General features: G+C 49.2%; 9 protein-coding genes. 2 read left to right on the plus strand and 7 right to left on the minus strand.

Annotated features, from left to right (window positions below; translation table 11 throughout):
- Positions 1-4: 4 nt before the first annotated feature.
- Complete coding sequence (locus ACTJJJ_RS26525) at positions 5-3,331, minus strand: C25 family cysteine peptidase (RefSeq protein ID WP_440703553.1); 3,327 nt, start codon at positions 3,329-3,331, stop codon at positions 5-7.
- Between the two features lie 245 nt (positions 3,332-3,576).
- On the opposite strand from ACTJJJ_RS26525, the gene ACTJJJ_RS26530 reads away from it, so the two are divergent.
- Positions 3,577-3,858: a hypothetical protein gene (locus ACTJJJ_RS26530; protein WP_229223285.1), complete on the plus strand. Its 282-nt coding sequence runs from the start codon at positions 3,577-3,579 to the stop codon at positions 3,856-3,858.
- Between the two features lie 86 nt (positions 3,859-3,944).
- On the opposite strand, the gene ACTJJJ_RS26535 is transcribed toward ACTJJJ_RS26530, so the two are convergent.
- The 5 genes from ACTJJJ_RS26535 to ACTJJJ_RS26555 all read right to left on the minus strand — a co-directional run bounded on the left by ACTJJJ_RS26535 (position 3,945) and on the right by ACTJJJ_RS26555 (position 10,193).
- The gene (locus ACTJJJ_RS26535) at positions 3,945-4,313 is read right to left on the minus strand and encodes a hypothetical protein (protein WP_426292256.1); all 369 of its coding nucleotides are present in this window, start codon (positions 4,311-4,313) and stop codon (positions 3,945-3,947) included.
- A 203-nt stretch (positions 4,314-4,516) separates the two neighbouring features.
- Positions 4,517-6,457: a KUP/HAK/KT family potassium transporter gene (locus ACTJJJ_RS26540; RefSeq protein ID WP_188938512.1), complete on the minus strand. Its 1,941-nt coding sequence runs from the start codon at positions 6,455-6,457 to the stop codon at positions 4,517-4,519.
- Between the two features lie 53 nt (positions 6,458-6,510).
- The gene (locus tag ACTJJJ_RS26545; RefSeq protein WP_440703554.1) at positions 6,511-7,482 is read right to left on the minus strand and encodes a hypothetical protein; all 972 of its coding nucleotides are present in this window, start codon (positions 7,480-7,482) and stop codon (positions 6,511-6,513) included.
- 102 nt (positions 7,483-7,584) lie between these two features.
- Entirely contained in the window at positions 7,585-9,729 is a 2,145-nt protein-coding gene (locus ACTJJJ_RS26550; protein ID WP_440703555.1) for a molybdopterin cofactor-binding domain-containing protein, read from the minus strand.
- 2 nt (positions 9,730-9,731) lie between these two features.
- Entirely contained in the window at positions 9,732-10,193 is a 462-nt protein-coding gene (locus ACTJJJ_RS26555; RefSeq protein ID WP_188938515.1) for a (2Fe-2S)-binding protein, read from the minus strand.
- A 251-nt stretch (positions 10,194-10,444) separates the two neighbouring features.
- On the opposite strand from ACTJJJ_RS26555, the gene ACTJJJ_RS26560 reads away from it, so the two are divergent.
- Positions 10,445-13,846: a M12 family metallo-peptidase gene (locus ACTJJJ_RS26560; protein WP_440703556.1), complete on the plus strand. Its 3,402-nt coding sequence runs from the start codon at positions 10,445-10,447 to the stop codon at positions 13,844-13,846.
- Here ACTJJJ_RS26560 and ACTJJJ_RS26565 read toward each other — a convergent pair whose 3' ends face one another.
- On the minus strand, positions 13,847-14,176 hold the full coding sequence (locus ACTJJJ_RS26565; protein WP_041736494.1) for a DUF3467 domain-containing protein: 330 nt from the start codon (positions 14,174-14,176) through the stop codon (positions 13,847-13,849).
- Positions 14,177-14,180: the final 4 nt, after the last annotated feature.

Raw genomic sequence — 14,180 nt, forward strand, 5'->3', positions numbered from 1 at the left:
AATTTCAGGGCACAAATACCACCCTGCCGGTCTTTATGTCAAGTATTTTGGCTTTTTCGCCGATCAGGAAAACCTTGTAAGTATAAACTCCTGCGCTAAATTCGCGCCTCTGCCAGTACCATTCAGTGGTCGATGCCCCATCTGAGATCGTCAAAGTCTTATCGTCCAGCTCAATTCCCCGCTGATCATAAATAAGGTAACGAACCTCCTTAATGGGCAGCGATTTCGTGGTTTTTAACTCAAATCGCAAATAGGAAGTAGCAGGGTTAGGGCTCACGACCAGGCTGTGTCGCATTTCTTCCGGCTTAGCAATTTCAAAACGCATTCTGTACGGTTGCACGACGGCATTTCCTGCAAGGTCTTTTGCATTCACGAGCATTTCGTAAACGCCTGGCCCTAATTGAGTCGGATAGGCGCACTTCAACTCCCGGCCGGATGCAATTAACGTTGCATTGCTACCTTTGTAACTTACCCGTTCGAATTCGCATGCGTCAGTTGTACAGGATTTTATAAAAAGATCGACCAGCGCCGTGTCGGAAGCAAGTTGCCGGTCGTCGGAGAATGTAATGCTTATCCCCGGCTCCGGCCATACGGGTTCGCCTTGTTTGAGTGGCCGGTCGTTCACCTTTACCGACAGTAGTGGCGGGATATAGTCTTTCACCGCCTTGTTGGAAAATAGCGAAATGTTCTTCACGAATTCCCAGTCAATGTGTAGTTCCGAAACATTATTGTCGCGCGTGAGTTCCTTCAAAGTCTGGCCGGGGTCGATCTGCACTTTGATATATTTTACGTCCTTTCGATTCGGGAAAGATATTTGTAAAACGTGCCGGGCCGCAAAAGATTTAACCTCGACCTTCCGGGAAAATGTCGCTTTGGTTCCTGAACAAACAACCTCCAGCGGCACAGTTTGCCCTGCTGCAAACCTGCCGAGATTCGTCAGGGCAATGCTAACCCTGAGCGAATCCGACTCACCGATCGTCTTGTTTCCAGAGTCGGAAAGCAATGTAATACCTTCCTCGGATTGCACCGCATAGTCGGGCTCCGAGGCGGTGAATAGCCGCAACGCCGGATCGCCTTGCAACAGAGATTGATGCACATAGGCGATATTGTACTGGTCTTTGTATTTGGACAATATGTCGTCGGCCACGGCCAACTGGATCTTGCCGATCGGCAGGCTGGCCGTGGCGGGATTTTCGAACATGTGACGATATAGCGAGTGCAGATAAGCAATACCAGGACTCACAAAGCTTTCGAAAGAGCTTGCAATAACGGCAATTGCACCCCGGTCCGGCGCTACGAGCCAGTCGAGGGTGAGCGTGATTCTTTCACTTGATTTCGGATTGGCGGGAGTCGGGTTAAACCGGTTACAGAACACATTCCCAACGCCACAACCGTTAAAATACATGATGGGGTATTTATTCAAGTTGTGATAACCCCTTGTCGCATCCCTGACGTGACCTATATTCGGATCGGTTATAATTGGCGAACCATGCCCGAAGAAAGTGATCATCCCAACGCCTTCATTCACGTCTGCGGCGATATCGACGCTTTCCACTTCCTGAGTAGGCTGGTGTTTTACATAAGATTTCACGGTGCCCCCTACAATTCCCTTCTGGACCATCGGCTCCAATGCACGTAGATAATCCCGGAGCTGTACAATTTCACTGGTAGTCTTGCCGCCACTCAGATGAAGAACCTTCTTCCGCCAACCCGATTCTTCGGGCCCGGTTGCTTCGTAAGCCTTTACTTTTTGAAGGTAATCGGCGATATTCTGGTTTATCACTGCCGACAATCTGCCGACCGGTATAACCGGCGTATTAACCGCACCGCCGGCTATACCCTCCACGAGCAAAGCGTCGGAACCGGGAAAGCCGATCGTCGGGACTTCGCCGGGCAGTTCCCTGACCATTCGCTCGTTTTGGGTAATGGATTTTCCGATCAGGAACAAATATTTGTCTTTGATCCCATCGGAAAGCATATAGGACATGAATTTCTTAATGGCGACCGGGCTGGGTTCGCCGTAGTTGAATTGATCATATAGGTCCTGAATTTCAAAAATCGCCGACTTGAAATTTCCCCCGGCCGATGATGCCCGGTAATCGGCGTAGCTCGCCGCACCTTCGCGCAGTGCTGCTGTTGTGATGATAATATAGTTGGCCGACTTCGGATCGTATTTTTCAAAACGCACCTCCCTGATTTTCGAAGCATTAATATCGGTTATTTCGTCGGTGGCAAGCAAAACCAAGCTCCTGTTTGGCTGCCGCGGTATCATCAGATTGTCTCCGACCCTTTTCAATAACACCGGGCTGTCGGCATTCGAAATATCGATAAAAGTAAATTGAACGGGAACACCTTTAACCGGTATGCTGCTCCACTTATCCGAAACCGGGACCAGTCTGAACTCCTTATCCGGCTGGCTTCCGATTTTGAGCGTTTGAGGATATTCGATGGAATAACAGGCGATTGAGAACCGCTCCAGATGATCGCCGCTTACGGATCGGATTGCAAGCATACCTTTCTTCTCCGGATCCATATCCTCCGGCTTGATTTCAAACGCATATTCTATTCCTGCAAAACCGGCATTGTCCAGCGCGTTCACCAGCCGCAACGCGTTCTTGTTTCTGCCAATGTGAAATTCAAACTTCCTGCTATTCTTGCTACGCCCGTGCAGCAGCAGCTTGATTTGCGGATTACCTGCATTATTGGCAAAATCGTTTAATTTATAATCGATTATTGCTTCCTTCCCTTCCGAATACACTTGTCCTGTCCTACTTGCCCCCAGCTCGAAATAGCTGTTGAAAAAGCCGGGGTTGATCGGATAGTTGGTCCCCAGGGAATAATCCTGCTGAAAAATCTTGGTGAACAGCTCATGGTGATGCGTTACAACCGGCGCCGAAGCACCATTAAGCTGATCGGCCGTCCGCGCCCTGGCTCCCGGCCTGTCTCCAACCGTCAGAAAATAAGCGCCTTCGTCCGAGTAAAAACTATAATAGGGATTCATGCGAGCACTCATGGGCCGGTATAACAGCGAATCGATCGCACCATCGTTCGGAACCGCATAAAAAATAATTTCCTGATTGGCCGTGCTGACAATGGACACTTCTTTGCCGCGTCGCCACAATTGAAATTTCTCCGGCGAACCGGTTGGAAACCCTTTGGGCAGAGATGAGAACGAAACCCTGTGCAGCCCCTTTTTCTGGATGCCTATTCTTACATAAGGCTTGCCGTAGTTAATCCAGCTGTTTGAATATGGAGCGCCCCATTGAGCCTGCAAGTGATGGCCAATCAGCAAAACAAAGGCAAATAGCCCTAGCCTAATGAAGTCCCTCATGTTCAAGAATGTCTATTAAATCCTAAATAAACATTCGGCGACGGCTCCACCATATATATCCAGCAAGCGTACCATGCGGGTGAGTGACTGGAAATCCGCCTATCCTGAACTTGTCGTAGTTTTGTTAAAATAATTCTACTCCTTAATTCGGCAGGGGGCATCTAACTCATTGGCTCTTGAAAATGTATAATTTGTGGCACAGGATTTGATTGTCATACCTCAGCATAAATTCAACCACAAGACCGATGGATACTTTTAAGTTCATGAAAGACGATTGGGTGAAAGAAAAAGGCGGGAGCCAGCTGATGCAGGTTGACGAATATCAGGTCGTCGAAACCACTGCCAGTCAGAACGGATCGACTTCTCTTCCTCTCACCCGGCGGATTTTCAGTGGAAAGGTTTGGTGTACCTGGGTTAATAAGAACAAAGCCGTGGTCACACAGCCATTTTGGGAAGACGACCTGGAACCGGCCACCTACCGCCAGGCCGAGATCCACGCCTATCCTTCTCTAAACCAAACACTTTAATCCCGAGAAGTCGTTTCTCTCTTCCCGACATTACGTAAAAAAGCCCGGAAATGGTTCCGGGCTTTTTTACGTAATGTCGCCTGGTGTCAGGGCTTTCTGGCTGGGTCGGTTTGAGGCTGCGGTGAGGTAGTATCACCGGTTTCTACGGTTCCTTTGCGGTTCTTACGGCGTTCCGAGCGGTCTTTTCGCTTATTGTCAGCAGGCATCAGCGTGTCTCGTATGACCGCTCCCGAACTTTTTTGTCCTTTGATAAGCGTATCTTCGGATGGCACCTGGGCTGGCCGGGCTGGGGATTGTGGCGAATTGAATTCAGGCTTCGTTTCAGGTGCTGTCGTTGGGGCAGGACTTGTTTGCGGTACTGGCTGTGGCACAGACGGCGCGGGTGTAGCCGGGTTCTGCGCAAATGCTCCGGTAATCCCGAGTAGCATTGTGAATATGCATGCAAGATATTTCATCGTTCATTCTGGTTTAGTGAACAAAAGTTACCCATAACATAGGTGCCTGCTTGCACTAAAAGCGTTCCAGAAGCCAGCCAGCTGCCCGGCTACGGCCCATCCCCAAAATGCGTACCGATCTACCCAAAATGGGCGATAAACCGTTGGGTAAGTGATGGTTTTGGAATGAAACTTTTATTTTGAAATACTTCGCATTCAATTTCCTAACTATATACTCTTTTCATCCGGATTTTCTGGCTAGGCGTCAGTACCAGGGGCACCTTCTCTACCTTCACCGAACTGCTGTCGAGCCCAAACCATTTATCTTCCGAAGTGGTGGTGCTTTTAATTCCGAAATAGATTTTCATAATCAGCTCCTCCATGAAAGGCAGATTGTTTTCCAGTGCCAAATAACGCTCGAGTACGATGAAACGGAAGTCACCTGTGATATTTTGCCGGCTCAATGACTCGTATCGGCTGGTAATATCCACCTCCTTGTTGAGCACCATATCTTCCACCACTTTACGGAAGAAAAGGTTAATGCGCTGCTCGATCCGGAAGCCGAGACGGAACGTCACTTTGATCACATCGTCCTCCGCCAGGATATTCACATGGTAGTCCATTGTGTAAGGTTCGTCGGTGGTTTCCACGTGCACAAACCAGTAAATATCAGCACGTTTCGGACGTTTATAGAAGATTGAATAAATGATTTTGGTCTCGATCTCGCTCTCGCGCGCCGCATTCGACATGAATATTAAGTGTGTCGAATATTTAGGTATGCTAATGTCGTTACTCAGTTCTTTCAGCTTACCGATGTATTTTTCCAGGCTTTCAAATTCCGTCAGGCGCAGCTTGATATAGTACGCTTTCAGCCAAACAGCAATCACCATCCCAATGACGGTTGCCAGTACGAGCGATACCCAGCCGCCATGTGTGAATTTCAACAGGTTGGCGGCGAGAAATGAACCTTCAATGGCCAGGTAAATGACCAGAAAAACGGCTACCATCCATTTGCTTACCCGTTTTACATACAAGTACACCGACATTAGGATCGTGGTCATGATCATCGTGAGGGTGATCGCAAGCCCATACGCGGCTTCCATATACGAGGATTCCTTGAAATACAATACAATGCCGATACAACCTGCCCAAAGCAGCCAGTTCACGCTCGGCACATATAGCTGGCCCTTCTTGTCGCTCGGGTAAACGAGTCTTACTTTTGGCCAGAAATTAAGACGGATAGCCTCGGAAATGAGTGTAAAGGAGCCGGTTATCAAAGCCTGGCTGGCAATAATGGCAGCCATTGTCGCGATACCGATCCCGGGTAACAGCCACCAGTCGGGCATGATTTCATAAAAAGGCTTCCGCCCATTCAACAGATCGCCCGAATGTACGATAAGCCACGCTCCCTGACCGAAATAGTTGAGGATCAAACAGGTTTTTACAAAAACCCAGCTGATTCGGATATTGCCCCGTCCGCAGTGCCCGAGGTCGCTATACAACGCCTCTGCGCCTGTTGTACAAAGGAAAACAGCGCCAAGCATCCAGAAACCGCCAGTATGGTTCGCGAGCAGTTGGTAGGCATAAACCGGACTGAGCGATTTCATGATCTCGGGATGATCGATCACCTGCGAAACACCCAACACGGCCAGCATCACGAACCAAATCATCATCACGGGACCAAATGCACGTCCTACAATGGTTGTTCCAAATACCTGAATGATGAACAGCAGCGTCAGAATACCGATCACGATCGGTATCGTCTGAATGTCGGGATAAAGTATACGCAAGCCTTCCACGGCCGACGATACCGAAATGGGTGGAGTGATGATCCCGTCGGCCAGCAAGGTACTTGCGCCGATGATGGCTGGAACCGTCAGCCACGCTGCCCGCCGCCGTACCAGGGCGAATAACGCGAGGATCCCGCCTTCACCCTTGTTGTCGGCCCTGAGAATCAGGATCACATACTTGATGGTCGTTTGTAACGTAAGCGTCCAGAATATACACGACACGGCACCGTACACTACATCATTCGTAATTTTATTGGTACCGATTACGGCCTGCATTACGTAAAGGGGAGATGTACCGATATCTCCGTAAATAATCCCTAATGCGACTAAAAGGCCGGCAGCCGATGCTTTATCCAGGTGTTTATGCGAACCCATTGACTAGTTTGTTGAAATGCGGTGCGAATTTAGAAAAATCCAGCCGCTCTACGTTAAAAGGTGTAAAAGTCGTAAGTCACCTTCCATTTGATCTCCTGCCCCGGCTGGGCGGCGATCCTGATGTAAGGCTCGGGACACGAGGTGGTTGGACATGCCCAGTAAACCAGCTTTTCCAGTGGCTGATCGCAGGTTATCCTCACACCTGCCTTCGTTTTGGTATTCTCAATGCGGATATCGTAATCCTTCGCCGTAGGTCCGAAACCCTGCAAACCGGCGCTGAAAACCTGGTCGCCCCTGACAACCTCCCGCGAGTAGTTCAGCATTTTGCCATTTGCATTGATAATGCTCCCGAAACCTTTGCCCTCACCCTTCACTTCAAAAGGGAACACAATGCGGATATTCTCGTTCGACGGCTCGTTGTCGATCATGAAAAAGTTGTGGTTATAGGTGCTTGCCACAATGGGTTTGGAGCCGGTGTTTTTTAAAGTGTGTTCCAAAACGAGCTGCGGTTTGCCTTTTACGAGTTTTAAAGTCTTGTGATAATTGTAGCCATAACCAGTCTCATCTTTTAATTCATGGGCAAAAGCAACCTGGTCCTTGCCTTTCGTTACCGACCATTTGCCAGGATTTTTAATCGTATAATTCGTCGCGAACGAATACTTTTTGTCATCGGGCTTAGTCAAAACACCTACGCCAATCTTCACGAATTGCTCCCCTGGTTGGGTCTCGTCGAAATTCAATGGCGTAAACTCTTCCACCGGCCCCATAATCGCGTCGTGCAATTTGGGGTCATAAGGTGCCTGGTTCCATGCCCCGAAGTAAGTATGGCCCTTGTACTCCAAACTGGGCACCACACCCGCCCAATCGAATCGCACACCACGGTAATAGCCTTCATTCGCATCCGGCAGATAGAGCTTGGCTTTGATTAACCCGTTGGATATATCGGTTTCGGGGAAGTCGGCAACCGTAAATGCGGCTATACCGAGGGATAGCAAAGCAGAAAACAGCGTAACGATCTTTTTCATTTGTATTTCAATGGTTTAGGAAGAACGTAAATAAAAACAGTAAGATAAAAATGCGGTATCACATTTTCACCTTACTGTCTTACAATTTGCAATATTTAATACTTACGAAATCCCTTTAAATGCCTCTTCATTAATAAAAGGCTGATTCCGAAGCCGTTGCTTGGTGGCTTTGTAGAACGCATTGGCTACCGCACCTCCGGCAGGAGGCAATGCCGGTTCTCCGAGGCCGGTCGGCGATATACCGTTATCCACAAAATGCACATCCACCTCGGGAATTTCGTTCATACGGATCAGCCGGAAGCCGTTGAAGTTGCTCTGGTCCGGCGTGCCTCCTTTGAAAGTCATATTGCCGTACATCGCATGGCCGATTCCGTCCACTACTCCGCCGCGTACCTGCTGCAACGAGCCGCTTTTATTAATCACAATGCCGCAATCGACCGCCGCAATAATGTTCTTCAATGCAGGCTTGCCTTTCTCAACCACCACTTCCCCTACCTGCGCCACATACGACCTGTGCGAGAAATAAACGGAAAAGCCTTGATGAACGCCTTTCTTTTTGCCCCAGTTGCTTTTCTCAGCCGCCAGCTTGATCACCGCGATCATCCGGTCTACATCATATTTTACCTCACCAGCCGGTGATTTTTTAGCCTTTTCCAAAAGTGCAAGCCTGAATTCCACCGGGTCTTTGCCAGCCGCCTCAGCCACTTCATCGATAAACGACTGCTCGGCATAGGCCAGGAAGTTGGTAATAGGAGCGCGCCACGGGCCGGTCGTGATCGCAGATTTATGCTCCACGGAGTCAATCAGCAGGTTCTCGACAGAGCCCGACGGAAAGTTATCCTCCCGGGTAGGATTACCCGAGTTAATGCCGACACCACGTAGCTTGTAGCCGATCAGTTCATTGTTTTTATCCAATGCAGCCTCAAAACGGTAACGAACGGCGGGGCGGTAAGTACCGCCGGTCATGTCGTCTTCCCGCGTCCAGATTACCTTCACAGGTGCTTTTACCAGTTTAGAAACGTGCACGGCTTCAATAGCAAAGTCGGCCGAAAGCCGGCGACCGAATCCGCCTCCCTGCCGTGTGATTTCGACAGTGATTTTTTCAGGAGGAAGGCCGGTGATTTTGGCCGCTTCCCCGCGTGCGCGGTCGGGTGTCTGCGTAGGGCCTACGAGCTCCACGCCGTCCTCGCGTACGTGCGCGAAGAAGTTCATTGGCTCCAATGGGCTGTGAGGCAGGAACGGGCATTGGTATTCTGCCTTGATAACCTTGGCAGCGCTCTTGAATGCCGCTTCCACATCTCCATTTTTACGGCGGACAGTCGCTTCGCCATTATCCATCAGGTTAGAGAAAATACGGTTGTGGTCTTCCGAGCTTTCGAGGTCGGCTGCTTTTTCGTACTCGATTTTGAGTACCTCGCGTGCTTTTTTGCATTGCCAGGTCGATTTACCGACTACCGCCACACTGTTTTCGAAAGTAACCACGTCCACAATACCCGGCATTGCCTTCGCAGCCGCCGAGTCCACCGATTTTAATTTAAACCCAAAGGCTTTTGGCCGCTGAATAATTGCGAAAAGCATTCCCTCGCGATAGAAATCAAGGCCAAAAAGCGGCTTGCCCGTTGCGATATTCTTGTTGTCAACATTCCTGACCGACTGGCCGATCAGTTTGAATGTCTTTTCGTCTTTCAGTTTAATGTCCGTTGGCGCGGTTAACTTGCCGGCTGCCTCCGCAAATTCGCCATAGCTAGCCGACTTACCCGATGCTTTGTGAAGCAACTTGCTATCCGCAGTGGTGATTTCCGAAGCCGGAACACCCCATTTGGCCGCTGCTGCATTCACGAGCAGGAAACGCGCCGTCGCGCCTGCCTTGCGCAGGCGCTCCCACGAATGCGGAACGGCACCGCTACCGCCCGTTACCTGGCGTTCAAACTGTGCGCTATCCAATTTGCCTTGTACCGTTTTTACGAGTTTCCAGTCGGCGTCCAGCTCTTCGGCAACCACCATAGGAAATGCCGTTTTAATACCCTGCCCGATTTCCGGGTTTGGAGAAACGATGGTAATGCTGTTGTCCGAACTGATTGACAAATAGCTATTGAACTTCACCGATCCCGCGGCGATCTGCTGAGCGTCGACCACCACTGGTGCTGCCGTCGAATCCGACCAGTTAAAACCCAGGAACAAACCGCCACCGGCCGCTGCCGCGATCTTCATGAAGTCGCGACGCGATGCTTGATTGATTGTGCTCATGGTCAGTTGGTTTTAGTGGCTGCTACTTTCACTGCCTCGCGTATACGGTGGTAAGTTCCGCAACGGCACAGGTTGCCGCTCATCGCCCCGACGATTTCTTCTTCGGTCGGTTTGGGTTTTTCTTTGAGGAACGCCGCGGCGGTCATGATCTGGCCGGCCTGGCAATAGCCGCATTGCGCTACATCCACCTCGTCCCAGGCTTTCTGAACCGGGTGGTCGCCTTTTTCGGATAGTCCCTCGATTGTTGTCACTTTCGCCTTACCTACCGATGATACCGGTAACACACAGGAACGGACCGCCTTGCCATCGAGGTGAACCGTACAGGCACCGCATTGGGCGATCCCGCATCCGTATTTGGTACCCACAAGGCCCAGATTGTCGCGCAATACCCACAGCAGCGGAGTGTCGCCCTCCACATCTGCGCTGTATGCACGGTTGTTGATTGATAATTTGAACAATGCCATGGTGAATAAATTGAGTTTAGAAATAATCGCGTGAGGGCAGCAGATACCTAAATTAGTCAAATTGTGGCAAAGTTGCTTGTTATCACAGGATTATCCCACTAGAAGTATACGATTTCAAAAGTTTACTTTTCTTAACCGGTGGATACAACGGCGTGAACAGCTTTCAGTGTCCTTACAAAAAACCGAAACTCATTCATTCTAACGCATTTTTGGTTACTTAGAATAATATTAGTTAACTCCCTTCCATCGCTATGCGCCTTTTCTACCTTATAATACTCACATTCCTTGCGTTTTCCAGTGCCATCGCTCAGCAAAAACCGGTGCGTTGCGGGACAAGTGACGATGCAATACCGCAGGATGTGCTCCGCAACATGGCAAGGTTACCTGCCATCATGCGACAGCAAAAAGCCAGGGTAGGCGCCGGGGAAATGAATATCTGCCGCATTCATATTGAAGTGGATTACAAGACTTTTGTCAAGTTCGAGCAGGACACTAATGTCATTTTTAGAAAAGTATTGGAAGACATTGAAAAGGTCTCGGAAGTGTACGAGAAGGAAATCAATACCAGAATGCTCGTGACGAATATCCGGATATTCAAAAATCCCGACACTGATCCGTTTGCAGCCAGCGAGAATATCTTTTCCCTGCTCGACATTCTGACCAACCTTCCTCCCGCAGCGCCGAACTTCGACAAGCGCGCCTATTTCTACACCAAACCGGTTACCGGCAATGCGTCGGGGGTAGCTTATATAGGAGGTGTTACGAGTGTTTCGATGCTGGGGATGCCGCAATTGATGATGCATGAATTCGGGCACAATTTTGCGTCGCCCCATACGCATAGCTGTTACTGGCCGGGAGGTCCTATCGACTTCTGTTCAAGTCCGGAGGGTGGTTGTTACGACAAGGCGATTGAAGTGCTTACCGACAGGTCCGGCACCCTTATGAGCTACTGCATTTGGGAACCCACGTTCCACCCCCTTTCCCAGGCGATCATGCGGAATCATGCAGATAATGCGTTTTCAAAAATCACTTCCGCTCCGGAAACTCCGAAATTGAGTGCAAATACAGAAGTTTCGAAAGGCGATTTTCTGACTTGGCCAGTGATCACCAATGCGTTGTCGTACGAAGTCAGTTATGCCGACAATCCCAACTTCACCGGCAGTAAAACCGTTTCCGTTCCGTTCAACGGTTTTCATGTGAAAGACTTTGCCCAGGGCGCAACCATTTATCTTAAAATTAAATCCCTGAATACACTGGGAAGTTCTGCATGGTCGGAGCCTGTTCAAATGACAATAGGTGCGGGACAGCTTCCTCCTCCGGACGTTGCTGCACCGGAAGCATCCCCGATCGCCCAACAAGGCAGACCTTTTCTGTTACCCTATTCAGAAGTTTCCGGCGCTACGGGTTACGAAATCCAAACGGCCGGTATCAACGATGTTTCATTCGATTACCCATACTTTTCCGCTACTTCAAGCTCCTCGGCCTTTTATTATACGCCCGATTATCCGATGACTGTCAGATGGCGCGTCCGGGCATTCAACGATCAGGACAAAGGCAAGTGGTCCGATGCCGGCTTCTTCTCCGTCAATCCTACTCCCGGATATCAACTGTATGTCCCGGTCTCTGAAAACATGCCTACCTCTTTTCCTTTCTGCTACTTTCCGATGATTCCGTATTCAAAACTGAATATCACAATCGCCGATAATCAATCATTTACCCATCCGATTGTCAAGAAGGAGTATTCGAATTTTGGAACGGTAAGCGATGTTGTGTCAAATCTGCCCGCGAACAGTCAGCTATATTTCAGACTTGAAGAATGGAACCTGAGTAGTCCGAATTTCCCGCTTAAAAAAATTATAGACTATACGTTCCCTTTTAAAACCGGCAGCCGGTCTTTACCGGGCAATCTTACATTTTTATCAAGCCTCGACCCAGGTGTTTTCGATCAATCTTATCCGAGAATTGCCGCCACAGCCGAAAACTTATGGCTGACATCCCAAAGCAATGGTTATATCAGGTTAAACAATGAAGATCTTTCCTATAAAGTCTTCAACCGGAAAAACACCGACGGCCTGATCGGCTTTACATCTGCGGCCGTTACAATGCAGACAGATGACAGCCTCAAACTGCATATCATAGGCCAGGAAAGTAATTCCAACTTTCGCAGGGTTGAACTCGTCGACGACACGCCCGATAGCAATGCATCGGTAAACCGGTTCTATTCCTCCGATTATTTCCTGGATTTCAGTCCATCACATAAGATTTACTGGAATAGTAACACCATTTACAAGGAAGAAAATCATACGCTTGTTCCTTTCAAAACAGTAGATTATGGCTGGAATTTTCGCAAAGTTGCGATTACGGCCGGTAAGATGTGGATATTGGTTTACAGCAATACCGGCCTCGGAGAGATCATATTGGCGGATCCCTCATCCGGTGCTGAGACAGCGCGGATCAATTCCTTCACCCACCCCGAATTGTTGGCAAATATGGAACAATTTGTACTCGGAAAGGACGGAAAGCTGATGATCATGCAGTACGATCCGAGTTTCAATGGCTACCGGCTTGCATTTTGGGATAAGCAAAAATGGTCGATTCTAAGACCATGGGATGTCCCATTTTCAGGCGGTACCATCCAGGCCATCGCGAGCGATCGTGCCGGGAATTTCTATGTGCTGTCGGACGGGGAACAAACTCGCGTGTTTAAATACGATGGTTCTGTTTGGAAAAAAGTGGGGTCGGATATTCCCTTTCGCAATATTGCCACCAACATTGTTCCCGGCGAAAATGATCATATCTGGCTTACAGGCCAGTATGGCGTGGCACGGCTGACCGCGACACAGCTCGACCTGGTTGAGACCGATAAAGCAGAGTATTGTGTGAATGACAGCGTTACGGTGACAATGAATGTCGGAGGGAAAGTAGATGCCACCAAGCCATTTACCGTTGTGTTGAAAAAAGCGAACGGGGACACTGAATCGGTGCCTAACGTCTTTGCCAGCAGCAACAAAATAAGCTTCATTATTCCTGATGGAGTCACAGGGCCGGAGGTCGAAATACGCGTAAAAAGCGCAGAGCCGGAGGTCAATTCGAGCAATGCATTGCGCGTGGTAATTCACGGTTTGCCGCTTTTTACGATGTCCGTGACCCAGTCGGTCCTGAGACCGTTGGTAGATACCGCCACGGTTAACATCCAATTGACCGGAGAAAAACCGTGGGCGTTCACAATCTGGAACGGCGACTCAGTTTCTACGGAATTATCCAATTATTCCCGGCCATATGTTCTGCATAATTATCTTGGCGAAAACCTGACCATCAGCGGTTTGAGAGACAAGCATTGTTACAGCCGGAATGTGGGCAATAGTATTCAGATTCAGGCTAATCTGATTACAGGGGTCGCCGAACCATCGTGGCCTGGGGTGAAAGTTTATCCGAATCCAAGTGCGGGTAAGATCTTACTCGAATTTGAAAACCAAAATAACAAGCCATTCGAATACCACATTGCGGACTCGAAAGGTGTTATCGTGGATTCCATGCAAATTAGTGAGAAGCTTACCGAATGGGATATCAGTAGGCTGAGCGTGGGAACGTATATTTTGTGGACCGTTCAAAATGGCAGTAAACGGTCCTGGAAAATCATCAAAAATAAATGATCAAGCCTCGCCGCCGGGACCGCCAAAACTGATCGGGAAGTTGAATGTAGGCTCGCTATCCTGTGAATTTTGAATAGGGCCGTATTGGTCCTCGTATTTCTGGATGTTATCACGCAATGCGGCTACGAGGCGTTTGGCATGCTCCGGGGTTACGATAATCCTGGCTTTCACCTTCGCGCGCGGCACGCCGGGCATGAGGCGGATGAAGTCAAGAATGAATTCGCTGTTGGAATGGGCGATCATCGCCAGGTTGGAATAAACACCTTCTGCCATTTCTTCCGACAGTTCCACATTGATCTGTTGTTCGTTTTCCTTGTTTTCTTCTTTCATTGCT

The sequence above is a fragment of the Dyadobacter sp. 22481 genome (assembly GCF_052044875.1).
Classification (GTDB): domain Bacteria; phylum Bacteroidota; class Bacteroidia; order Cytophagales; family Spirosomataceae; genus Dyadobacter; species Dyadobacter endophyticus.